Below are 24,933 nucleotides of genomic sequence, written 5' to 3'. Positions count from 1 at the left end.
TGAATCTTGACATTGACACTACAGGTTATACTTATAGGTTTATTGTTGGGGCTATTATATTCCCTTCAAGCTTTATATTAAATATATATTTCGCGAAATTCTATTTAAAAAGAATTTCCAAAACAAAAAATGAAATCGAATTAATTGGAAAAGAATGAAAAAAGAGAATAAATCAGTAATCATTTGGTTACTATCAGGTTGTGTTTTATTGTTTTTAATGGTTGTCGTTGGCGGAATTACCCGTTTAACCAATTCAGGGTTATCAATGACAGACTGGCATTTGGTAACCGATACTTTTCCACCTTTGACTGATGCAAAATGGAATGAGGCTTTTGAGCAATACAAGAAATTTCCTGAGTATCAAAAAATCAATATTCACAACGATTTTCAATTAGCCGATTATAAATTTATTTACTTCTGGGAATGGTTTCACCGTTTTATAGGAAGAATTATTGGATTGGTTTTCTTTGTACCATTTGTTTATTTCTTAATCAGAAAAAAACTGGATCGCGATACTATCAAAAAGTGTGTTGTTCTTCTGGCAATGGGAGGTTTTCAAGGTTTCCTTGGTTGGTTTATGGTTCGTAGCGGATTAATTGACAATCCTGATGTTAGCCATTTCAGACTATCACTACACTTAACTTTTGCCTTTATCACTTTTGCATATACTTTGTGGGTTGCACTAGATTTAATTTATCCTGAAAGAACCATAACTAAAGTAATTCCGCTTCGTAATATTGCACGTTTTGCACTTGTAGCTTTGTTAATTCAAATCATTTATGGTGGATTTGTTGCCGGATTAAATGCCGGATTAATTCACAATCACTGGCCTTTAATGAGTGACGGACAATTTATACATGATTCTGTTTTTATAGAACAATCTACTTTGGTCAAGAATTTAATAGAAGGTAAAAGCGGAGTTCAGTTTGTACACAGAACTTTTGCTTATGTTGTTGTGGCTTTTATTCTGTTTTTATATTACAAAAGCACAAAATTTGCGCTTACCAGAACACAGTCAAACGGAATTAAAACTTTAGTTGTATTTGTATTTATCCAGTTTGCATTGGGTGTTTTTACACTTTTATATAGTGTTCCGCTGGCATTAGGCTTAATTCACCAAATTATGGCTTTCTTCCTTTTAAGCGCCATGACTTTTACTTTGCACAGATTGAGTAAATAAAAAATAACTGTAAATAAAAAAATCCTTCAGCCGAAGGATTTTTTTATTTGTAATTGATGCTAAATATTTGTCTAATCTTTGTGTTAACCGGATTGAAATCCGGCTCTACAAAATAATTCGAGCCTACGGCTCTTTCATGTTAGATCAAATTCCGTAGGAATGGCTAATATTGTTCAACCGGATTAAATACGATTTATCCAAGCCAAGCCTTAAAATCCTGCACTTTCTCGCGGCTTACAATTACTTCATCTTCTTTATAAGTTGGTAAAATCACTTTTAAGCGGGAGTTTGTATATACCTGAATTTCTTTTATTGCTGTAAGCGGAACAATAAATTTACGGCTTACACGAAAGAAATCCTTCATATCCAGTTCTTGCTCCAGAACTTCTAAAGTAGAATCGATTAAGTAATTCCTATTATCGAAAGTATGGATATAAGTTCCCTTGTTTTCACTAAAAAAACATTCAATTTCATCAGTGGTAATCACTTTTAAATGCTGACCAATTTTAACGGTGAATCGTTTTTTATAATTCTTTTCGAAAGGATTAGACAACATTTGTCGTATCTGCTCAAAATCAAGCTGAAGGTTTTGATTTCCTGAATCGGTTTTAGGAATTCGGGATTTAAATTTCGTAACGGCAATTTCTAAATCATCTTCGTCAATTGGTTTTAAAAGATAATCGATACTATTTAGTTTGAATGCCTTTAAAGCATATTCATCATAAGCAGTTGTAAAAATAATGGCACTTTGAATGTTTATTTTTTCGAAAATTTCAAACGACAAACCGTCTGACAACTGAATATCCAGAAAAATTAAATCAGGATGTTCATTATTGGTAAACCAATGAATTGATTCTTCTACAGAGTGCAACATGGTTTCTACGGCAATATCTAACTTTTCGAGTTTTCGTTGCAATAATCTTGCTGCGGGTTTTTCGTCTTCTATAATTAATGTGGTCATTTAATACAATGCAAAAATTCAGTCTAAAATTACTCCCATTTATTTTTATTCTGAGCATCTTTATCCATATATTTTTGGATTTTCTTTTGCTCCCAATTGTCACTAAAGAAAATATTTGGACCAAACACTGCAAATGCATGTATCAGCAACGCTATTCCCCAATAAAATGCTGTCGAATAAATCTCCCAATCTCTAAAACCTCTTACTTCAACATGATTTCCTGCAAAAAAATGACTTCCAAGATAAGTTCTATTCAGGCTTGAAACAATGATAATAATATTTACTAAAATGTAAACTTTCAAATGCGAATAAAATCCTTTTATCTTTTTTACTTTTTTGTACGCAACATTATAACTTTCATCTGTACTAAATTCGTGTCTGTAATCTTCATACATACGTTGTCTAAATCTTCCCATTTTATCATAAATTAAATTATTGCCATTTATTTTTATTCTGTCTTTCTTTTTCCATCAATTCCTGGATTTTTCTTTCTTCCCATCCTTTTCCAAGAACCGGAAATACTTCAAAAACCTTTAATCCATGAAAAACAACTCCAAATCCCCACCACATCAAAGGCCAGTAAAACCACAAATGATTAGGTGATGTATATAAATTGATAAAAATCAAAATTGCGTTTACTAATAAAAAAGAAGTCAGATTTCCGTAAAATCCCTTAATATTTTCGACTTTCTTTTTTGCAATATAATATTTGTCCTCTTCGTTTAAATTTACTTCCATGATTACTCCCATTTTTGTTTTTTTACTTTTTTCTCTAAAATACTTTTCATTTTACGTTCCTCCCATTCTTCATTAAAGATTTTATAAGAGGCAAACAAATCAATAGCCGAAACTAAAAATACACTCGTCCAGATTATCATGACTACACTATTTAAATATTTTATTGGAAAGAAATTCAGAGGCACTCCGTAATATTCTTTTAGAACAAAAGCAATTAATCCAATAGTATAAATAAAAGCATGAATATAAAAGGACTTAAGTTTAATAACCTTTTTGCTGAAAAATTCTTCAAATTCAAAGTTTTCATGGTCTTTGTTGCAATTTGGTTCCATGACTATTTCCAGCTTTGCTTGTTATTTTCTTTTTCTAAAATCTCTCTGATTTTTCGTTCTTCCCAATCTGAGCTGTAACCAAAAACCTTAAAAGCATGCATCGTAATTCCAAATCCCCAACCTAAAGCCGAAAACCAAAACCATTGAAATCCGGGAGAGAATCTTAAATTTATAAATATCAAAAACGGAATTACGCAACAATATGATATGATATTTGCATAGAATCCTTTTAACTCTTCTACTCTTTTTTTAGCTCTGAAATAAGCTTTATTTTCATCGCTGTATTCTGCACTTGTTTCCATAACTGTAACTTGTTTGGTTAAAATTGGAATTTTGACTGTGAAATTTTTCTCGTTTTGTTCAATCAATACTTTTCTGTTCGTTATAATTCCGTATCGATTGACAATATTCTGCAAACCAACCCCTTGCCTGTCTTGTAGAACTTCTTTCTTTTGAAAATCATTCTGAATTGCCAGATAATCTCCATCAATAAAAATTCTGATATGCAATGGTTTTTGCTCGCTTACAACATTGTGTTTTACTGTATTCTCTAATAAAAGCTGCAACGATAACGGAACCACTTTTGCATCCGGATTTATATTTGTTGTTGGCAATTCGTAAAACAAACTATTCTCGAAACGCATTTTCAACAAATTCATATAGGTTTTTGCAAATGATAATTCATCTTCTACAGATACCAGTTCTTTATCTTTTTGCTCTAAAACATAGCGATAAATTTTAGACAAAGAAGTTGTAAATCGCTGCGCATTATCCGGATTTTCTTCGATTAAAGAACTTAAAACGTTTAAACTATTAAAAAGAAAATGTGGATCAATCTGATTTTTTAAACTTTCGAATTTAGCACTTGCCGTTCCTGCAATAATCTTTTGTTGTGTGATTTCAAATTTTGATGCTTGTTTCCATTTTACCATAAAGCTTCTGGCTTGCAAGAAAGTAGAAACTCCTAAAGACAAAATGATATAAAAAAGGTGAACCCAGATCATTCTTTCATTAAAAAACCTTTCCAGAGGTAAATGCTGAATTACAACAAAAATTATATAATTGATTCCTAAAACTGCTGGAACGGTGTAGAGAACCGTAACCAGAATTCCGTAATAAACCCTGAGATTTGTTTGTTCGAGCCAATCCCATTTTTTATCTAAAAGAACGTTTAAAAATCCATTACCAAAACCTAGTCCAAATGAATACAAACAGCTTAAAAAGAACGTAATTGCTACATTTTTTACATTAAAATCAGCTCCTAAAAAAGCAGAGAATATTACTGTAAAGACCATAGAAATCCTGAAACAAATTATTGTTCCACTTTTTAAACTAGAAAATGAGTTTCTATGATCTTTCATTATAATTTGCTTTTATTTAATTTTATTTTTTACAATTTTTTTGAGTTTCCAAAGCTCTGTCTAATCCCCATTTTGGCGAAAAAGGAGTTGCCGGTTTAAAAGTAGCAAAAAGTTCAACAGCTTTATCAACTTGCGCACAAAGTGGTTTTGTGTCAACACCTGTCCATTTTGCACCGCCTAATGCGTAATCAGCTTCTCCAAAAACAATTCTCGGGTTATTTGGATCGATCGCTTTTCCTTTTGCATAAGCTTCCATCACTTTAGCCGAATATTTCATTCCGTTAGTCATTGGATCTGCAACTACATAACCTGTGTAAATCAAAGCCTGCATGGCGTATAATTCGGCATTGTTTTGATCTTTAATCAATTCAATATCTAGTGCGTCTTGTGCTTTTGTCAATAACAAATCGATTTTTGTTTTATCTTTTTCGCTAAAAGCTGATGTAGTGTTGATTAAAGCTACATAATAATTAGGCAAATAACTTGTTTTTTCTGCCGCAGCAATTCTTTCAAATAATGCAGATGCTTCTGTGTTCTTTCCTTCTTTCCAAAGTCCGAAAGCTTTTCCCATTCCTTGTTCAAACTGTGTTTGTGCAGAACTTACTACGACTACAAATAATGCTACTAAAGTGATGATTTTTTTCATTTTATAAATAATTAAAATGGTTGTTTTAAATTGTTTTGTTCGTTATTATTATAATGTAATTTCAATTTTTGAATCTTTCGCAATGGCAAATTTAGCATCTTTATACGACGGCGGTCCCATAAATCCTTTTGCATTATTCGAAGCTGCATAATCTTCAGAAGGAATTCCCATCATATTTTTATCGAGTTTTCCGTTATTATTTTCATCGTGATAAGTCGAAATTGCATATTCTCCCGCGGGAAGATTGTCGAATGTCACAACTACTTTGTTATTTTTAATTTCAGACCCAACACTTTTATACGTTGTTTTAAGAAATGTACCGTCTGAGTTATACAAACCTACTTTAACAGTTCCTGCATTATTTTTTAAACCCGAAACAGAAACGGTTAGTTTTACATTTTGAGCAGATATAAGACTGCAGATAAATAATGTGATTATTGTAATAATTTTGGTCATGGTTCTTTTTTTTGATAGTGTTAATATTTGTTTCAAGTTTAAAGTTTCAAGTTTTTTGATTGATGAAATGAAACTCTGTTTGTTAATTTATACTTCAAAAGTATGTTGGTTTTTATTGTTTTAAAATTAAATAATACTGAGTTGTTGATTTTTGCGACTGAATTGTTATTCTTTTGAGGAACAAAGGTTCAGAGTGGCAAAGGTTTTCTTTTAAATTCTTTAAATCTCAATAAGTTAAAAACTTTGTACCTCTGAGCCTTTGTCACTTTGTACCTCCTTTTACAAATTTTTCAATTGATTCTCATTTTTGTTATCGCTGATTGTCCAGAAGAAGCCTACGAAAAAGAATCTGTCTGCGTTTGGTACAACCGCTTGTCTTTGGTAAACTCCATTTGGATCAGGTAATTTTGCGTAATCGTAACCAAAAACATTTTGAGTTCCCAATACATTCGAAACAGAGAAATAAAGGATTTTTTGGGTAGTCAACAAATATGCCCAGTTAAAACTCAAACTATTGTATGATTTTGTTTTTCCGTTCATGAACTGCGTTTGATTTGGATCGTTATACGGTCTTCCTGAACTGTAACTGTTGGTGAAACCTATTTGCGATTTCCAATCTGTAATAAAATATTTGGTTACGATGGATAAACTATGATTGGCTACGAAATTTGGAGTCGCCATGTTTGGAAAATTCTTGTATTGCCTTTCTGAATCAATGTAAGAATAGGATATCCAATATTCCAGGTTTTTATATAAATTACTGTCTCTCCAAAACAAATCCAAACCTTTTGCATAACCGGAACCGTTGTTATTGAAAACCGAATTGTACTGAATATCTCTGGTATCGTATTGAACTAAATTGCTGTAATCTTTATAATAAGCTTCTGCTCTAAAAGTCTGATCTGGTTTAGTAAACTGATAATTCAGGATATAATGTTTTGCTTTTTCACTTTCGAATTGATGGTATTTAGAATATTTAATATAATCAACCACGGGAGTTTGAGAAAAATCTCCATAAGCAAATGAAAACTGACTGCTTTTAGAAACTTTATAAGCAATTGAAGCCCTTGGTGCAATATTAGTTTCGTCTAGCAAATTATTATTCGAAAGTCTGAATCCTACTTTTGCAGCCAGCTTTTTCGAGAATAAAATATCTCCTTCTGTATAAAAAGCGGCAATATTTGAGTCATAACCGTTTGCCGTTTTTATAGAAACATTATCCGTATAATTTTCATTGTATTTGGTAATAAAATAGTCGACTCCAAAAGACAATTTAAAATAATTAGAGATGTTTTTTCTCAATTTCAATTTCAGCTGTGCTGCATTTTCGTTGCTGTCAACATCATTTATATCATATTTGACTTTGTTATTGCTGTAACCATAACTAATTCCGGAGGTAAGTTGCCATCCTGTTCCAAAATCTCCTTTGTAAGACGCATTCAGATAAAAATTATTATTGTTTAAATCTGTTCTGATTGGATTTGCAAAATTTACATTCTTCTGGTTCAAATCGAATTTTTCAGCATCAAAAGCGGCATATAATTTAAAAATACCTCTTTCAAAATGATATCTGTAAACTGCTTCGCCGCCCAAAGACTGATACGGATTATTCCAGTCTACATTTTGAGGAATTACAGCCTGATATGGAGCAAGATTTATATAATTGGTATTAATACTAAACGAACTTTTTTTCCATTTTTGCGTATTTCCAATTCCTAAACCTACGGTCATTAAAGCAATATCAGTTTTATTTTGGTCCGGTTCATCTTGTGTATTCAATAATAAAACACTTGACAAAGCTTCACCATATTCTGCTGAATATCCTCCGGTTGAAAAAGCAATTCCGCTAAATAAAAAAGGCGAAAACCTGCTTCTGGTTGGTAAATTATTAGTTGTTGCGCCATATGGCTGCGCTACACGAAGTCCGTCAACAAAGGTTTGCGTTTCGCTGGCTTCACCTCCACGAACAAATAAACGGCCATCTTCGCCAACGTTTTGTGTTCCTGGTAAAGTTTGCAAAGCTGCAATTATATTTCCGGCAGAACCTGCTGTTGTTACAATATCTAATGGTTTTAAAACAGAAACCCTTGCTTTATCTCCTGATTCTAAAGTTCCTGCGGTAATCACAACAGCGTCAAGTGCATTTACATTTTCTCGAAGCTTTACGGTTTGATCTTTATAATTGGTAACATCAATTTCTTTTTTGAATGTTTCATAAAGCAAAAAACTAACCACCAAATTCTGATTTCCTGTTGTGGTTGTTTCAAAAGAAAAATCTCCTGTTTCAGAACTTGTTGCTCCGTCATAAGTTCCGTCTATATAAATATTTGCGCCCGGAACCGGTTTGCCTTTTTGATCTACTACTTTCCCAGAAATAGTGTTCTGGGCATAAATGAAAGAAGTAAGTAATAATAAAATTAAAGTAAAATTGGTTTTCATATCCTTGGTTTTGATGAGACAAATATATTTTAACAGTTTTAGTTAAAAAATATTAAATAACCCAATTGTAGAATTTCAGGGATGAGTTGTAAAATACTTATTTGTATCTTAGCTTTCAAGTTTTAAAAACGACCTATTATGTCAGAAAGTAAAAGAGTTTCGAGTTTATATCAATCCATTTATAATGGAAATCCTTGGCTGGAGGTTACTTTGGCACATACTTTAGAAAATGTAACTGCTGAGCAGGCTTACAGAAAAATAAATCCAAAATTAAATACGATTTGGGAAATCGTAAACCATCTTATCCAATGGAGAAGAAATATTTTAAGGCGTGTTCAGGGAGAAACGGTTACGACTCCTGATCATAATTATTTCGTGCCTATTCTAGATTCATCAGAAGCAGCCTGGGAACAGTCTTTGCAAAGTCTTGGAAAATCACAGGAATTATGGGATGCTTTTTTTGAAGATTTTGATGACTCGGATTTCGAAAAAATATATCCACACAATAATCATACATATTACGAACACATACACGGAATCATTCAGCATGATGTTTATCATTTAGGACAAATTGTTATTTTGAAAAAATTACTTTAAACAAAAAATACGAACCTTCATGAATACTGAAAAAGAAAAAATGATTTCGGGAGAATATTACATTGCCGGAGATCCTGTTTTAGTAAAAGAACGCCGAAAAGCAAAAAACTTATTACACCGCTTAAATGTAACCGAATATCGTTTGACCAAAAAAGCGAAAGAAATTTTAGCGGAATTAATCCCGAATGTTGGAAAGAGTTTTTATATCGAACCTCCATTTCATTGTGATTATGGTTACAATATTTCTTGCGGAGACAACGTTTATTTTAATGTCAATTGTGTTGTTCTAGATTGCGCTCCCGTAAATATTGGGTCGAATGTATTTTTTGCACCAAATGTTCAAATTTATACAGCAACTCATCCGCTTGACGCCGAATTAAGAAAAACACTCGAAAATGCTTTACCAATTTCTATTGGAGATGATTGCTGGATTGGCGGTAATTCTGTAATATGTCCTGGAGTAACTATAGGGAAAGGATGCGTTATTGGCGCTGGATCTGTTGTGACAAAAAATATTCCGGACAATTCATTAGCCGTTGGAAATCCGGCAAAAGTAATTCGAAAATTAAATCAGGAACCTGAAAAAAACATCTAATGCTTACCTTAAACAAAATTCATCATATTGCCATTTTATGCTCTGATTATCAAGAATCCAAAACTTTTTATACTGAAATTCTGGGATTAACTATTATTAGAGAAATCTACCGTGAAGAGCGCCAATCGTACAAACTCGATTTGGCTTTGAACGGTATTTATGTTGTCGAATTATTTTCGTTTCCAAATCCTCCACAACGACCTTCAAGACCTGAAGCCGTTGGTTTGCGTCATTTGGCTTTTGAAGTCATTAATCTGGAAGAAACAATCGCATTTTTGAATACTAAAAACATCGAATCTGAACCTATCAGAATTGATGAAACGACCGATAAGCGTTTTACTTTTATCGCTGATCCTGATTTATTGCCTATTGAGTTTTATGAAAGATAAAGTTTTAAAATAATCTCGCAAAGTCGCAGATTCGCAAAGTTTTTCTTTAAAAATATTGCTTAAACGTGTAGTTTGTCATTTCGACGAAGGAGAAATCTTCACGAGTAGCTCCGCAATCAAAATCGCCAATCTTTGTAGAGTTTCTTGCGAAGATTTCTCCTTCGTCGAAATGACAAATACTGCCTTTAAATCATTGTCTCTAAATTGAAAATCGTGCCTTTTTAGCTAATTTACAAGTGAAAGAATTTTCTCTAATTAGTAACTTTAACACAATATACTGAGTGTTTTTCATTAAAAAACGAATATGATTCTTTAATTTTGTGAAATCGCAAATATAATTCTGCGATTAACAAATCCACTTCTGATGAACAAAACGGCGAAAATCAAAAAAAATCATCAATTCATTGTCCTTCAAAAATTAGTTATCGTTTCTATCTTAATTGGCTTTCTTTCTGCCTTTTTAGGAATCTCACTTAAAAAAATTACGGAATATTACGAAGAAATCTTCTTTCATCAAGTATCTGTAAATCCTCTGTTTTATATACTTTTTCCGGTTTTTGGATTGTCTGTAATTTATTTTTTGCGACAATATCTCTTTAAGAAAAAAGAAAATAAAGGAATCAAGGAAGTATTTGAAAGTACCAAATCAACTTCAAAAAATTTACCATCCTATAAAATTCCATCACACTTTATAAACGGATTATTGACTGTTGTTTTTGGAGGTTCGACCGGAATCGAAGTTTCGACTGTTGTTGCCACCGCTACAATTGGATCTGTTGCCCAACAAAAAGAAAATGTATTTCGTAAATACAAAACAGAGCTTATTTGTGCAGGAGTTGCGGCCGGAGTTACAGCATTATTCAGCAGTCCAATTGCAGGAATATTATTTGCTCTTGAAGTAATTTCCAGAAAAGTGACCCGCGCATTTATTATTTCAAATATAATTGCAGTTTCAGTCGCTTTTGGATTACTTACAATATTAAAAGAAGAACCTTTGTTTGCCGTTTCGATTACAACCTGGCATTTAAAAGCGATTCCGTATTTTATACTTTTAGGAATTTTAGCCGGAATAAATTCGGTTTATTTAACCCGTTGTGTTTTATTTTTTAAATCTCAGTTTGGCAAAATCGACACTCATTATTATAAAATCTTAATAGGTTCTGTGGTTTTAAGTGTTTCGTTATTTATTTTTCCTCAATTGTATGGCGAAGGATATCACGCTATAAAAGGAATCTTTAGCAATTCAGCCGAAATCCCGCTAACATTAACTTTAGCTTTTACTTTTGTTGGAGTTTTATTACTTAAACCTATCGTAACTTCGATAACATTAGCGTCTGGTGGCGATGGTGGAGTTTTTGCTCCCAGCCTTTTTATTGGTGCTTTTTTAGGATTATTGCTGGCATCAGTTCTTAACACTTTTTTCCATGTACATGTTCTGCCGGTTAATTTTATGATTCTTGGTATGGCTGCTGTTTTAAGCGCCAGTATTCACGCGCCATTTACAGCAATTTTCTTAGTCTGCGGATTAACAAATGATTATACTTTGTTTTTACCGATTTTAGTAGTTTGCTTAATTTCAAAATATACAGCAAAAATGATTTATCCTTATACAGTATATAGTTACGCTCCAAGCTTGACTAAATAATTTTTTGCCAAGAATTCACGAATTCATGGCGCATAATACCACAAAAAATATTAAACATCTATGCCAACTCCAAAAATAAAAAGAGGGTATCGTAAAACACGTTATATACTTTACAAAGAAACTTTAATAGATTACAAAGAACATTTCTGGTCATTTATAGGTTCTTTTATCGGTATCGGAATTCTCTCTTATCTAGAATCCATCCGTTTTTCAGGTACAGATATTGTTTTTTTAATTGGTTCTTTTGGCGCATCAAGCGTATTGGTTTACGGAATTATTCAAAGTCCGTTCTCGCAACCTCGAAATTTAATTGGCGGTCATCTTATCTCAGCCGTTATTGGAGTCACAATAAACAAATTGGTTCCGGATATTGTTTGGTTATCAGCGCCTTTGGCCGTTTCTCTTTCGATTATATTTATGCAAATTACCAAAACACTTCATCCTCCCGGAGGTGCAACGGCACTTATAGCGGTTACAGGTTCTGCCCAAATAAAAGATTTAGGGTTTATGTATGTACTTTCTCCGGTTTTAGATGGTGTACTGATTCTTTTTATAACAGCATTGATTTTTAACAATATGACTTCAAGCAGAAGTTATCCTAGTCATAGCACTTATCATAAGCATTATCACAAGATCAGGAAAAGATTGGTTGGAAGGTGATTTTAACTTGTCATTGCGAGGAACGAAGCAATCTCACTTGTTTAATCATTTTGCGTTTATTTGTAGTGTGGTTGCTTCGTTCCTCGCAATGACAAACTAACCGCTAATCTATCTTTTTAAAATCTTTTCAACAAAACGTAATTCACAATTCGTATTTCGTTTTTTATATTTTACCTTTGACCTTTCAAAAAAACAAAGATTATGGTTTATAAATTTAGAGTAATTCTAGACGCCGAAGAAGATATTTTTAGAGACATTGCAATTCTTGAAGATGATACTCTTGAAGATTTACACAATGCAATCTTCAACGCTTTTGGTTTTGACGGAATGGAAGTAGCTTCGTTTTATACTTGCGATGAAACTTGGAATCAAGAAGACGAAATTGCTCTTTTTGATACCGGCGACGTTCCCGGAGAACAAAAAACCATGAGCGATTATCAATTATCTGATATCTTAGATAAAGATAATACCAAAATCATCTATGTATATGATTTCATTAATATGTGGACTTTCTTAGTTGAATTAGCCGCTATTGAAGATCAGATTGCAGGAGTTCCTTACCCGGAAACTTTATTCTCTCACGGAGAAATGCCTGACGAAGCTACAGAAAAAAGCTTCGAAGCAGATATGCACGATGATATCTACGGAGAATTTGAAGATGATCTTGACGAAGACGATCTTGACATGTTCGAAGGCGACGACAGCTTTGAAGATTTTGGATTTGAGGAGAATTGGAATTAAGAGGAAAGGTACAAAGGTACTGAGTTGCAAAGGTTCTAAGTTTTTTGTTTTGAAAGTTTTTTCTTATATTTAATTTTATTGCATAAAAACTAAATATAAAATGAGCAACTTTAGAAGTCTACTTATCTGGCAAAAATCAATGGCCTTAATTACCAAAATCTATTTTTCAACAAACAAATTTCCAAAAGAAGAGATCTTTGGATTAACTTCACAAATCAGACGTAGTTCCATTTCGATTTCCAGCAATATTGCCGAAGGATTTGGACGAGAAAGCACTAAAGATTTTTTACGCTTTTTAAATATTTCAGTAGGTTCATTATTTGAAATGCAAACTCAATTAGAGATTGCTAAAAACATAACCTATCTTAACGAAGAAGAATTTAATAATTTATACGAGGACAGTCGAGAAGTAGAGAGAATGTTGGTTTCGTTTATTAAGAAATTAAAAGACAGAAACTAAAACACTTAGAACCTTAGCAACTTAGAACCTTAGCACCTTTAAATATGATCAACCTTTTCAACACCCACATCGAGACGCTTGCGATACACCGCGTAGGAAACAAAAGCAGAAACGAAGCGATTTTTTTATCAGAACAACCATTTAATCTAAACGATGAAATTGTTCCTTTGATAAAAGAGTACTTTTTTAAACCTTTTAGAGAGAAAGAAGAAAACTATTATCAGTTTGCGCACGAAGTCGATTTGGATTACAACGACATGTTTAAATATGCTACTGAGATTTTTGACAATCCGAACAACTTACAGGAGATTTCGAAAAGAATCACAACGCATTTATTCGAGCAGTCAAATCATCCTCACATTAAAAACGGAGAGGTTTATGTAACGTATTTAACAAATCTAAGTATCGACAATAATGTTGTTGATGCTATCGGAATTTTTAAAAGTGAGTTACAAGCTGATTTTTTACAATTTGAAGAAAAAAACAGTAACCTTGAAATGATCTTGCAACAAGGTATTAACTTGAGTAAATTAGATAAAGGCTGTTTGATTTTTAACTATAAAAAAGACGAAGGGTACAAAATTCTAACTGTTGACAGCAACCGTTATGATGCGCGTTACTGGTTAGAGCACTTTTTATCAGTTGATGCTTTTGAAGATGAGAACTTCATCACTAAAAAATACTTGAAATTCTGTCAAAACTTTGCAAAAGATGTTGTTTTGCCAGCAGAAGACAAAAAAGAAGAAGTAATGTTTATGAACCGATCTGTGAATTATTTCGCTAAAAATGATCAGTTCGAAGAGCAAAACTTCCTGAATGAAGTATTAGACAATCCTGACTTGATTCCTGAGTTCAAAAACTATAAAGTTGATAAAGGAGAAAAATACAGCATCGAAGATGTAACCTCATTCCCTATTGCTAATGCAGCAGTTTCTGATGCTAGAAAATCGATTAAAAATGTTATTAATCTGGATACTCACATCCAGATCAAAATGGATTTTATCAATCCTGAAAGCGCAGAAAAATTTGTTGAAAAAGGCTGGGATGAAGAAAAACAAATGTATTACTACTTAGTTTATTTCAATAAAGAAGAAAAAAGCTAATAGTCATTCATTTTCTATTACTTACTTAAAACAAAAAACGGCAACTACAGTAGTAATTGCCGTTTTTTTATTGACTTACTTTTCTGTTCAATAATAGACATTAAGTTTTTATCGCAATAATAAAATGCCGTTTTTATACTCTTTAAAAAAAGACAATTGATTGAAAAATTCAGTAGATTTGATACTTAACGTATAACATAAACAATGGCACCTCAAAAAAATACAGAATCTACACTAGAAGAACGCGCTTTTGAATGTGCCAAAACATTACTCCAAAAATATCAGAATCCAGATCTCAAACTTGAAGAAAATTCAAATTTAGAGGATTCTTACACTATTCTAATTACTCTTTTATATACACAAGAGTTGGAAACAGAAGAACAATCAGCAATTGCAACTATTATAGATGAAATGAAATTACTTGACGGAAACAGGTAATTATTTTTAATTTTTTAAAAAGAAAAAATCTAATCGTTATTATTCATTTTCTATTAAAAACAAAAAACGTTAATTACACTTGTAATTAACGTTCTTTGTTTTTTCAGCTTTCCTAATCATTACAATATAGAAAACATTGCTTTTATAATATCATCATAAACTTGTTTGTCTCTTTCGCCAGTTCGGGCTAAAACCCTGATTCCGGAATAAGTATTAAAAATGGATCGGGCTAAAACTCGTGCGCTATTTGCTTTGGAGATATGTCCTGAATCCTGCCCTTTTTGTACGGCTTTTGTAAAAACCTCTTCCATTATCTGGCTGTTGTTTTTTACAATTTTTGCAATCTCTTCATCATGCATTGCCAATTCTACAGAAGAATTTACCATAAAACAACCTTTTGTAATGCGGTCTTCTAAACTTTCTATAACAGCTTGTTTAAAGATATCCCTTAAAGTTTCTTTGATATTATCTGACTGCTCTAATAAATCAACGATTTGATTTTGAGCATTTTTTTGGTAACGCTGCAAAGACTGAGCAAACAGCTTTTGCTTATCGCCAAAGGTATCATACAAACTGGAACGACTTAAACCTAAATGTGTTACTAAATCCTGGGCAGATGTTCCGTTGTAACCTTTGTGCCAAAAAATTTCAATCGCTTTATCTAAAGCCTGATCTTCATTAAATTCTTTTGTTCTAGCCATGACTTCAAAATTAAATTATCATTACAAAGGTATGAAAAACGGAACAATCGTTCCTGAATTTGTGTAAAAAAAATTATACTACTGCATTAACAGTAAGACCTCCATCTACAACAATTTCGGCTCCTGTAATAAACGATGCATCATCTGAAGCAAGGAAACTAACAGTTTTTGCAATTTCTGAAGCCTGACCAAAACGTTTCAATAATATTTTTTCACCTAAAACTGCTCCAAAACCTTCTACCTCTGCTTTTTCTAAACCTAATTTTCCGTAAAGCGGAGTTTCAACCGGACCAGGAGAAACTGCATTTACTCTGATTTTTCTTGGTGCCAATTCTGTTGCAAATACTTTATTCAAAGATAATACTGCTGCTTTACTGGCTGCATAAACACTTGAATTTGGCATACCAACATGCGCATTTATAGAAGTATTAAAAATAATAGAACCTCCATCATTTAATATTGGTAAAACTTTTTGAACGGTAAAATAAACTCCTTTTACATTTACATTCATAATGCTGTCATAATGTTGCTCTGAAGCTGATTCTACCGGAGCAAAAGAAGCTGTTCCTGCATTCAAAAATAAAATATCAACTTTACCAAATTGAGCTTTAAGTTGTTCTACTAATGCATCAATTGATTTTAGATCAGATTGATCTGAAACAATTCCGGTAACATTCAATTCTTTTTCGGCTTGAACCAAAGCTTCTTTGTTTCTACCTGTTACAATTACTGTTGCACCTTTTGCTACTAAATCTGCAGCAGCTGCGTAACCAATTCCACTATTTCCACCAGTTACAATTGCTACTTTGTTTTCTAAATTTTTCATTTTTATTGTTTTTAAATTATTGATTATTTAATTATTATGGTACAAAGATATAATAACGGAACGATCGTTCCGTTATTATTAAAGTTAATATTTTGTTAAAATAATAATTACCCCTAAAAACACTGATTTTCAGCAAGTAAAATCTATGGAACGATAGACGAAAGAAATAAGAAAATGACAAACATTCTTAATTTATGCTTAATTTTGTACTCTAAAAAAAACTTAACATGGATATTCATTTACATAAAGAAAGTCCCTTTAAAACCATAATTTCATTTCATAAACTAATTGAATCTTTTGAAGAAATTGCTTTATCAAATGTTGATTACCGAGCCAACTACGCCAAAGCCATATTAAAACAAACAGAATTAATACCTGAATTTAGAACTGGTATTGAGGATTTTTCTATTATAAAAAACAATGAAGCTTTAATTAAAAATTTATTAGCAGATTTGTTTCCAACTGCTTTGACAAATAATGAGATTAAAGCTGTTACAATTCCTTTCCAGAACGTATCTTTTAATTATACAGACCGTTTCAAGAAAATCCTGCGTAATGCCGGTGATGAATTTTATATGGAAATTCGTGATTTTGATGATCACCAATTCTATATCAACAACTGCTGTCTTATTTTAGGAGTATATTATAAACAAAAAATAGATTTTAATAAGCCATTTTTCTATGACATTCCGGATGAAGATGGCGTAGAAAAACATTATCGTATTTTGTACAATGCTGATTTTATGGAAATTATTCCAACAAATGAATCTGTACATTTAACTCAGGACGATATTAATTTACTAATTGACAATTATAATGATATCGAACTCTGGAAATCGAAATTTCCTCCGGGAAGCTGGACTCTTAAAGGTTTTGGTATTGTTTCTCTATTTGATGCAACGATAGAAAGTGCTATTTCTAACTTAAAAAGTAATTTATTAAAACCTGATTCTAAAACAGTTGCAACGGATGAAATTGTAACTAATATTTTTAGATCTATATTTAAGGTTCCTGATTTAAAAGTTGGTTTTATAGTTTATAATCCAGAGGAAGAAAAATTTCTAAGACCGCTTAAGTTTGATCATCAGCTTCAGAGTTTTCTGCTTACAAAAGATCAGGAAGTCGATTGTAAAAATGCTTTTTTTGGCTGCTCATTCGAAAATCTTCTTGATAATAAAGAACTATTTGTAATTTCTGACGTAAAAAAATTCATCGAAGAATCATCTAACAAAAAACTTGGTGAGCATTTATTAAGACAAGGGATTCAGAGTTGTGTTTTTGCACCAGTTATAAAAGACGATCACTTATTGGGTGTTGTAGAATTAGTTTCTAAAAATGTTCGGGATTTAAATAGTATAAATGCGACTAAACTAGAATTGGTCCTTCCCTACTTAACAGATACTATTGATCGCTACAATACAGATATGCAACATCAGATTGCATCAATTATTCAGCGTGAATACACTACGATTCACCCAAGTGTATATTGGAAATTTAAGAAAGAATCTCAGAATTATTTTCAGACTACAAACAATCAGACTAAAGATTATATTTTTAAAGAAATTGTTTTTAAAAATGTATATCCTTTATATGGTCAGATCGATATTAAAGGTTCCTCTGAACATAGAAATGAAACTGTAAAAAGAGACCTTAAAAACCAGCTGACTGCTCTGTTAAAGATTTTTGAATCTCAGGATCCTAATACAAACTTAGTGTTGCTGGAACAAAGAAAATTTGAATTAGAATCGTTTCGCAGTGAATTAGATTCTCCTTTAAAAGCGGATACAGAACAATATATTCAACGTTATATTGAAGAAGAAATTCATCCTTTGCTAAAGAACACGAAAGAAACCGAAAAAAGTCAAAAACTAGAGCGTTTGTATTTTGAAAGCCTGGATGAAAAAACCGGATTATTTTATCAGGAAAGAAAGAAATTTGATAATGCAATGTCTATTATCAATAAAAAATTAGCTACTGTTCTGGATAGAAAACAAATTGAGGCACAACAAATTTATCCGCATTATTACGAGCGTTTTAAAACAGACGGTGTTGAACATAATTTGTACATAGGGGCGTCAATTGCACCAACACGTCCTTTTGATATTATGTATTTGCACAATTTGCGTTTATGGCAATTGCAAACATTATGCGAAATGGAACTTGAACATCATCAGCTAAAGGAATCATTGCCTTATGAACTTGATGTTACGTCTTTGATTTTGGTATTTAGTGCTCCGCTTTCTATCCGTTTTAGAATGGATGAAAAACGTTTTGATGTTGACGGAACTTATAATGCGCGATATGAAGTGGTCAAAAAACGTATCGACAAATCGAATATTAAAGGTACAAAAGACAGAATTACAGAGAAGGAAAAGATCACAATCGTATATTCTCAAAACAGTGAAGAAGCTGAATATTTAAAATATATTAAGTACTTACAACACAAGAAAATCCTTGAACCATCAATAGAACAATTTGAGGTCGAAGATCTTCAGGGTGTTTCAGGTTTAAGAGCAATTCGTGTAAAAGTGATTAATAATAGCAATCAGGTGACTCAAAAAATCACCTATCAGGATTTATTAGATGAGCTCAACTAAATAGTTGAGCTTTTTTTTTAAATCGATTTAAAAGCAATTATAAAAGATACTACTGTAACAATAAGACCAACCATAAAAAAGTTATAGGCTATTCGCAGTAAATTATATTTGCGCTGTAAAACTAATCCCAGATAATATAAATCTTTAATCATGTTAGAATAAAGATAATCTCTGTCTTTCATCATTTCATTCATTGCCCAATCATATTCTTCTAAAGGCATTTTGTAAAAGTTTCCAAAGAACAATAAATTAATTTTTTTATTTTCGATATCTTCTCTTGTAAAAACTCCGGAAGTAACTTTTGGTCGTGTAGAAAGTATGGCAAAGATTATAGTAATTACACTTGACATTAACATTATAAAAGTGGGAATTACCAAATGGGCATTTTTAGGACTATCCAGTTTTGGAATAATCGACGAAAGTGCAATCGAAATAATAATCGCATTTACAGACAATAATATATTGGCTTTACTATCTGCAATTCCGCTTAAACGCGTATGATTTCCTAAAGTAACACGAAACAAAGTATCAACTCCACGATCCGGTTTTTCGACTTTGTCTTTCTTTTTATTGTCTTCTTCTATTTTATCCGCTTCTTTCTTTTTTTGCTTTTCAATCTTCTTCTGAATAAGAAGTAAGTTTTTCTCTTTTAGAGGTTGCCATTTTTTCATGGCATAATCAGTATAAAATCGATGTTTATTGATTAGAAAATTAAAATTTTCTTTTGCCCATTCTTCATTAGAAAAATTCAAATCCCAGGTATTTTTCAACTCAATACGCAGTAATTCACATGTTGTTTCATATTCTGTTCCCATAATATGAGCAAAATCAGCATCTTTAATAATTTTCTCCAAATGTGTTTTTGGTACATACTCTTTTATTGTAGCCAAAATTAAACTGGAAACAGTTGCTATAAATTCTTCAGATTGGTGTTTTTCTTTCAAAAACTCCGTTGCGATTTTAACACTTTGTGCTTCATGGTTTTCATACCCTTCTGTATAACCTGTATCATGAAACCATGCCGCAACCAGAAGCAGTTCTTTATCATCGCCTTTAACTTCTTCTTTTTTACATAGCTCTTTTACCGCATTTACTACCGTTAAAGTATGGTTAAAATTATGATAAGAATATAGATTAGAAAGTTTATCTTTGAGTAAATTACTGACGAAATCTTCGGATTGTTCTATTAGATTCATGGAGATTATTTTTATACCACTAAATTATGAAATTGTTTTTGGATAATCATTTTATTACTAAAATTAAAAACCGGTTTTTAGCAATTGTTGCCTTATTACTGGTTTATTCCTGTGCGACGCATAAAGTGCAATACGGAAAAGATGTTAGTGCCAACGAAACGGAAAACGCAACAGATACTATAAAAATTGCACACACCATTTATTTAGTTGGAGATGCCGGAAATGCAGATGAAGTGCAAGCGCAGCAAACGCTTGAATTACTGCATGAAAAATTAAAGAAATCGAATAAAAAAGCGACCTTATTATTTTTGGGAGATAATATTTATCCTAAAGGTTTCCCTAGTGATGAAAACGCCGCAGAGAAAGCTTTGGCCGAAACGAAACTTACGAATCAATTAAAACTTACCAAAGGTTTTAAAGGAAAAACGATTGTTATTCCGGGTAATCATGACTGGTATAATGGTATAAAAGGTTTAGAGCGACAAGCAGATTTTGTAACTAAATATCTTAATGATAAAAAGGCATTTTTGCCTAGAAAAAGTTGTGCTATCGAAGATGTAAAAATTGATAGTACCGCAACTTTAATTACAATCGACAGTGAATGGTTTCTGGAAGATTGGGATAATCACCCTACGATAAATGATAATTGCGACATAAAAACGAGAGAAGATTTTTTTGACGAACTTGAAAATCTTTTAAATAAAAATCAGGAAAAAACAGTTGTTATTGCTATTCATCATCCTTTGATGAGTAACGGAACACACGGCGGACAATTTTCGTTAGAGAAACAATTATTTCCGTTAGAGAAAAAAATACCGTTGCCAATAATTGGTTCTTTTATCAATTTGCTTCGAAAAACATCTGGTGTAAGTCCGCAGGATATACAAAATAAACAATACACGATTTATGCTAAGCGAATTAAAACACTTTTACAAAAACAAAAAAATGTAATTGTTGTTTCCGGACACGACCATAATTTGCAGTATGTCAATAAAGAAAATATTAAACAAATTATTAGTGGCGCGGGATCAAAATCTGAAGCTGCAAGGGCTATAAACCCAACTGAATTCTCTTATGGAGGAAATGGTTATGCAACTTTGACTTTATTTAAAAGCGGAGATGCAAAAGTTTCTTTCTTTGGAAATGAAAACAACAAAGAAAAACTGCTTTTTGAGCATGAAATCATAAAAGCAAAAGAAATTAATTGGGCTGCAACAGTCGATAATAAATTTCCGGCAACAGTTACAACCTCAATTTATTCAACAAAAATGACAGATAAGAGTTTGTTCCATAAATTCTTATTTGGGCAACATTACAGAAAGTATTACAGTTTGCCAATAGAAGCAAAAACGGCCACTTTAGATACTTTAATGGGCGGTTTAAAACCTATTCGTGAAGGCGGAGGCCATCAATCTGTATCGCTAAGAGTTTCAGATCCTAAAGGCAGGGAATATGTAATGCGTGCCTTGAAAAAAAGTGCCACTGTATTTTTGCAATCCGTAGCTTTTAAGGATCAATATGTTGTCAATGATTTTGAAGATACTTATGCTGAGAACTTTTTATTTGATTTCTACACCACTTCGCATCCTTATACACCATTTGCAGTTGGTAGTATGGCAGATAAAATTGGTTTGGCACATACAAATCCTATCCTTTACTATATACCAAAACAAAATGGTTTAAAAGAGTTTAACTCGAATTTTGGAGATCAGCTTTATATGGTTGAAGAAAGACCTGCTGACAATCATCTTGATGGCAAAAATTTTGGAAATCCAACTGATATTATCAGTACTGAAGATATGATGAAAAATCTTCATAAGGATGAAAAATACAGTGTTGACGAAAAGGAATACATGAAAGCACGTTTATTTGACATGCTTATTGGCGATTGGGACAGACATAGCGATCAATGGCGTTGGGCTGAACACAAAAAAGACGGCAAAGTAACTTACATCCCAATTCCTCGTGACCGCGATCAGGCTTTTGTGAAATATGACGGAACTTTACTTTCTATTTTAATGAATATTCCGGCACTTCGACACATGCGAACTTTCAAAAATAAAATCGACAATGTAAAATGGCTTAACAGAGAACCTTATCCAATGGATTTAGCATTTTTAAGAACTGCTGAAGAAAAAGACTGGCTCGCTCAGGCTAAATATATCCAGGAAAATTTATCTGACAGTGATATCGATAATGCCTTTAAAAACTTACCAAAAGAAGTACAGGACGGAACGATTGAAGATATTAAGCATAAATTAAAAAACAGGAAAAAAGATCTTCAAAAATATGCATCAGAGTATTTTGACATCTTAAGTCATACGGTTATGATTGCCGGAACTGACAAAAAAGATAAATTCATTATCAACCACAATGCTAAAAAAAGTATCGAAATTCAGGTTTTAAGAGTTAAAAAAGAAGGTGATGAATTGGTTTATACCAAAACTGTTACAGATGCTAAAACTAAAAATCTTTGGATTTATGGTTTAGATGATAATGATGTTTTTGAAGTAACTGGCGATCATAAATCGAAAATAAAAATTCGTTTGATTGGTGGTCAGAACAATGATACTTATAACATTGAAAACGGAAAAAGAGTTATTGTCTATGATTTTAAATCAAAAGAAAACACTTATAATCTGGACTCAAAAACCCAAACACAATTGACAGATGACTATGATGTCAATTTATACAATTACGAAAGACCTAAATACAATGTAGTATCAGGACTTCCTAACATTGGGTTTAATCCTGATGATGGTGTAAAAGTGGGGATTAATTTAAATTATACTGTTAATAATTTCAAACAGAATCCATATACACAAAGACACGTTTTAAATGCTTTTTATTATTTTGCAACTGGAGGTTTGGAATTTAATTATGTAGCACATTTTCCTGGTTTGTTAGGAAAATGGGTTATTGATGTTGAATCGCAATATACAACCCCAAATTTTGCTGTAAATTATTTTGGATATGGAAATGAATCCATAAACAATTCTGAGGAGTTTGGAATGGATTATAACCGTGTTCGTATTCAGAGATTTAATCTTTCAGGAGCTATTAGACACGTTGGCAGATATGGCAGTGAATTTAGCATTCAGCCAATGTTGCAACAAATGAGAGTTGAAGAAACTGAAAACAGGTTTATTGATACTCCGGGTATTATAAATCCTAACGTTTTTGACAGTCAGGTTTATGGTGGTGCAAAAATTAAATACCTTTTTAAAAATGCTGATTTTGCTGCAAAACCAACTTTAGGAGTTGCTTTTATGGCTTCGGTAACATGGCTTTCTAATTTAAATGATACAAAACAAAACTTCCCTGCTATTGAAAGTTTTTTAGGATTTACTCATAAAATCGATCATAACGGAAAATTGGTTTTAGCTACAATTTTAAAAGGAAAAGCAATACTAAACAACAATTACGAATTTTATCAAGGTGCTACTTTAGGTGGAGACACTGATTTGCGTGGTTATAGAAACGAACGCTTTTTAGGAGATTCTTATTTCTCTCAAAGTTCAGATTTACGATTAAGTATTGGTAAAATAAGAAAAACGATTGCTCCTCTAACTTACGGAATTCTGGGTGGTTTTGATTACGGAAGAATTTGGCTTGACGGAGAAAATTCAAAAAAATGGCATCAGGATTATGGTGGCGGACTTTGGCTGAATGCAATCAATGTTTTAACAGCAAGAATCTCTTATTTTAAATCTCCTGACGAAGAAGGAAGGGTTATTTTTGGAGCTGCATATAGCTTCTAGTAAGGCACTAAGGCTCTGAGTTGCTAAGAGGCTAAGTTTTCCAGGAAAGGTTCAAAGCACCAAAGGCTCAAAAAGACAAATTTTTAGCCACGAATTCACGAATTATTTATAATGAAATTCGTGAATTCGTGGCTATTTTTTTGTAACTCTAAGCTTATCAACTTAAAAGAACTTAGCATCTTAGTAACTTAGCAACTCAGCAACTTTATTCTCACTTTAGCTTAAACTCATAAACATTTCCTCCTACTTTATTTGTTTTTTCATCGGCGATCAATAACGTATTATTGTCTTTGAAAACTATGGCTTCTTTTTGAGAAAAGTGATTTAATTTTATTTCCGTCTGGGATCCTTTATGAAATAAATCTCCTTTGAAATCTTTAAACAAGACAATTTTATCATGACTTAACAAAACTACTTTTTTACCATCCGGACTAATTGTAGCGCTTGTTAGAACACAATGATTATAATTGTTACAGGTTTTAAATTCACCAATTTTAGTTGCTTTTTGAGTTCCCGGCGCATTTAATATTTTATAAATAAAAGCTGTTCCGTCGAAGTTTTTACTTCGGTTTTTTGTAAAAAGATAAAAATAATTTCCGTGCTCAAAAAATCCTTCAACATCATAAAATAATTCTTTTTTCTTTGGTGGAAATTCCGTTTGCTCCGGGTAAGAAAATGAAATTTTATATTCGGCTACAGCCAAATCTTTATTTAATTGGTTTTTATTGACTTTATAGATACACAAATCTTTGCGTTCGTTATCGTTGTTCCCAAAATCTCCAATATAAATATTGCCGCTTTTATCTTTTGTAATATCTTCCCAATCTACATTTGTGGCGTTTGTAATTGCAATGGTTTTATTAATCTTCCCTTCTGAATTTATGGCGTAGATTTCATTTTTATTTCCACTGTCTTCTAAGGTATAAATCAAATTCGAATCTGGAAAATAAGTAATTCCCGATACTTCTTTTAACTTTTTAGGAAGCGAATACAATGTCTTTAAATCACTATTTGATTGTTGCTGGCAAGCCAGTAAAGCAATGGAAAATCCAAACAAGAAAAACTTTTTCATATTATATTTTTAATTAATTAGCCACAGATAAAAATGATT

At 32.1% G+C, this 24,933-nt stretch carries 24 protein-coding genes; 12 read left to right on the top strand and 12 right to left on the bottom strand.

Annotated elements, in window-relative coordinates:
• Positions 1-154: 154 nt before the first annotated feature.
• Positions 155-1,180 (top strand): COX15/CtaA family protein, encoded by a 1,026-nt coding sequence (locus ASF10_RS18710; RefSeq protein ID WP_056252527.1) that lies wholly within the window; start codon positions 155-157, stop codon positions 1,178-1,180.
• Positions 1,181-1,373: 193 nt separating this feature from the next.
• Here the strand turns inward: ASF10_RS18710 and ASF10_RS18705 are convergent, their stop codons facing one another.
• The 8 genes from ASF10_RS18705 to ASF10_RS18670 form a co-directional block, all read right to left on the bottom strand.
• Positions 1,374-2,141: a LytR/AlgR family response regulator transcription factor gene (locus tag ASF10_RS18705; protein WP_056252521.1), complete on the bottom strand. Its 768-nt coding sequence runs from the start codon at positions 2,139-2,141 to the stop codon at positions 1,374-1,376.
• Positions 2,142-2,170: 29 nt separating this feature from the next.
• Positions 2,171-2,557 (bottom strand): 2TM domain-containing protein, encoded by a 387-nt coding sequence (locus ASF10_RS18700; protein ID WP_056252518.1) that lies wholly within the window; start codon positions 2,555-2,557, stop codon positions 2,171-2,173.
• A 16-nt stretch (positions 2,558-2,573) separates the two neighbouring features.
• Positions 2,574-2,879: a 2TM domain-containing protein gene (locus ASF10_RS18695; protein ID WP_241774986.1), complete on the bottom strand. Its 306-nt coding sequence runs from the start codon at positions 2,877-2,879 to the stop codon at positions 2,574-2,576.
• Positions 2,880-2,881: 2 nt separating this feature from the next.
• Complete coding sequence (locus tag ASF10_RS18690) at positions 2,882-3,211, bottom strand: 2TM domain-containing protein (RefSeq protein ID WP_056252512.1); 330 nt, start codon at positions 3,209-3,211, stop codon at positions 2,882-2,884.
• 2 nt (positions 3,212-3,213) lie between these two features.
• Complete coding sequence (locus tag ASF10_RS18685) at positions 3,214-4,572, bottom strand: histidine kinase (protein WP_056252511.1); 1,359 nt, start codon at positions 4,570-4,572, stop codon at positions 3,214-3,216.
• Between the two features lie 22 nt (positions 4,573-4,594).
• Entirely contained in the window at positions 4,595-5,218 is a 624-nt protein-coding gene (locus tag ASF10_RS18680; RefSeq protein WP_056252508.1) for a hypothetical protein, read from the bottom strand.
• Between the two features lie 48 nt (positions 5,219-5,266).
• Positions 5,267-5,674 carry a DUF2141 domain-containing protein gene (locus ASF10_RS18675; RefSeq protein ID WP_082472471.1) on the bottom strand — a complete coding sequence of 136 codons (408 nt, stop codon included), beginning with the start codon at positions 5,672-5,674 and terminating at the stop codon, positions 5,267-5,269.
• 279 nt (positions 5,675-5,953) lie between these two features.
• A complete protein-coding gene (locus ASF10_RS18670; RefSeq protein ID WP_056252505.1) occupies positions 5,954-8,113 on the bottom strand; it encodes a TonB-dependent receptor in 2,160 nt (719 codons plus the stop codon).
• A 138-nt stretch (positions 8,114-8,251) separates the two neighbouring features.
• Here ASF10_RS18670 and ASF10_RS18665 point away from each other — a divergent pair, with 138 nt between their 5' ends.
• The 9 genes from ASF10_RS18665 to ASF10_RS18625 all read left to right on the top strand — a co-directional run bounded on the left by ASF10_RS18665 (position 8,252) and on the right by ASF10_RS18625 (position 14,741).
• Positions 8,252-8,710, top strand: a complete 459-nt coding sequence (locus ASF10_RS18665) for a DinB family protein (protein ID WP_056252503.1) — start codon at positions 8,252-8,254, stop codon at positions 8,708-8,710.
• 19 nt (positions 8,711-8,729) lie between these two features.
• On the top strand, positions 8,730-9,305 hold the full coding sequence (locus tag ASF10_RS18660; RefSeq protein WP_056252501.1) for a sugar O-acetyltransferase: 576 nt from the start codon (positions 8,730-8,732) through the stop codon (positions 9,303-9,305).
• Positions 9,305-9,694, top strand: coding sequence for a VOC family protein (locus ASF10_RS18655; RefSeq protein ID WP_056252498.1), 390 nt, complete (start codon positions 9,305-9,307; stop codon positions 9,692-9,694). The genes ASF10_RS18660 and ASF10_RS18655 overlap by 1 nt, the downstream gene beginning before the upstream one ends.
• A gap of 364 nt (positions 9,695-10,058) precedes the next feature.
• Complete coding sequence (locus tag ASF10_RS18650; protein ID WP_056252495.1) at positions 10,059-11,339, top strand: chloride channel protein; 1,281 nt, start codon at positions 10,059-10,061, stop codon at positions 11,337-11,339.
• Between the two features lie 60 nt (positions 11,340-11,399).
• The gene (locus ASF10_RS18645; RefSeq protein WP_056252492.1) at positions 11,400-11,999 is read left to right on the top strand and encodes an HPP family protein; all 600 of its coding nucleotides are present in this window, start codon (positions 11,400-11,402) and stop codon (positions 11,997-11,999) included.
• Positions 12,000-12,200: 201 nt separating this feature from the next.
• Positions 12,201-12,740 (top strand): IS1096 element passenger TnpR family protein, encoded by a 540-nt coding sequence (locus ASF10_RS18640; RefSeq protein WP_055095666.1) that lies wholly within the window; start codon positions 12,201-12,203, stop codon positions 12,738-12,740.
• A 100-nt stretch (positions 12,741-12,840) separates the two neighbouring features.
• The gene (locus ASF10_RS18635) at positions 12,841-13,200 is read left to right on the top strand and encodes a four helix bundle protein (protein WP_056252489.1); all 360 of its coding nucleotides are present in this window, start codon (positions 12,841-12,843) and stop codon (positions 13,198-13,200) included.
• A gap of 44 nt (positions 13,201-13,244) precedes the next feature.
• The gene (locus tag ASF10_RS18630; RefSeq protein WP_056252487.1) at positions 13,245-14,303 is read left to right on the top strand and encodes a nucleoid-associated protein; all 1,059 of its coding nucleotides are present in this window, start codon (positions 13,245-13,247) and stop codon (positions 14,301-14,303) included.
• A 204-nt stretch (positions 14,304-14,507) separates the two neighbouring features.
• Positions 14,508-14,741 carry a hypothetical protein gene (locus ASF10_RS18625; protein WP_056252485.1) on the top strand — a complete coding sequence of 78 codons (234 nt, stop codon included), beginning with the start codon at positions 14,508-14,510 and terminating at the stop codon, positions 14,739-14,741.
• A 119-nt stretch (positions 14,742-14,860) separates the two neighbouring features.
• On the opposite strand, the gene ASF10_RS18620 is transcribed toward ASF10_RS18625, so the two are convergent.
• Together ASF10_RS18620 and ASF10_RS18615 are read right to left on the bottom strand one after the other, a co-directional pair.
• Entirely contained in the window at positions 14,861-15,442 is a 582-nt protein-coding gene (locus tag ASF10_RS18620) for a TetR/AcrR family transcriptional regulator (protein WP_056252482.1), read from the bottom strand.
• Between the two features lie 73 nt (positions 15,443-15,515).
• Positions 15,516-16,268 (bottom strand): glucose 1-dehydrogenase, encoded by a 753-nt coding sequence (locus tag ASF10_RS18615; RefSeq protein WP_056252479.1) that lies wholly within the window; start codon positions 16,266-16,268, stop codon positions 15,516-15,518.
• Positions 16,269-16,495: 227 nt separating this feature from the next.
• Here ASF10_RS18615 and ASF10_RS18610 point away from each other — a divergent pair, with 227 nt between their 5' ends.
• Entirely contained in the window at positions 16,496-18,865 is a 2,370-nt protein-coding gene (locus tag ASF10_RS18610; RefSeq protein WP_056252476.1) for a GAF domain-containing protein, read from the top strand.
• Between the two features lie 17 nt (positions 18,866-18,882).
• Here ASF10_RS18610 and ASF10_RS18605 read toward each other — a convergent pair whose 3' ends face one another.
• Positions 18,883-20,061 (bottom strand): Pycsar system effector family protein, encoded by a 1,179-nt coding sequence (locus ASF10_RS18605; RefSeq protein WP_056252473.1) that lies wholly within the window; start codon positions 20,059-20,061, stop codon positions 18,883-18,885.
• Between the two features lie 26 nt (positions 20,062-20,087).
• On the opposite strand from ASF10_RS18605, the gene ASF10_RS18600 reads away from it, so the two are divergent.
• Positions 20,088-23,822: a metallophosphoesterase gene (locus ASF10_RS18600; protein WP_056252470.1), complete on the top strand. Its 3,735-nt coding sequence runs from the start codon at positions 20,088-20,090 to the stop codon at positions 23,820-23,822.
• Between the two features lie 211 nt (positions 23,823-24,033).
• Here the strand turns inward: ASF10_RS18600 and ASF10_RS18595 are convergent, their stop codons facing one another.
• Positions 24,034-24,894, bottom strand: coding sequence for a hypothetical protein (locus ASF10_RS18595; protein ID WP_056252467.1), 861 nt, complete (start codon positions 24,892-24,894; stop codon positions 24,034-24,036).
• Positions 24,895-24,933: the final 39 nt, after the last annotated feature.

Source organism: Flavobacterium sp. Leaf82, from assembly GCF_001422725.1.
Lineage (GTDB): Bacteria > Bacteroidota > Bacteroidia > Flavobacteriales > Flavobacteriaceae > Flavobacterium.
The sequence above is the reverse complement of the archived record's forward strand: the minus strand, read 5'-3'. Positions and strand labels throughout refer to the sequence as shown.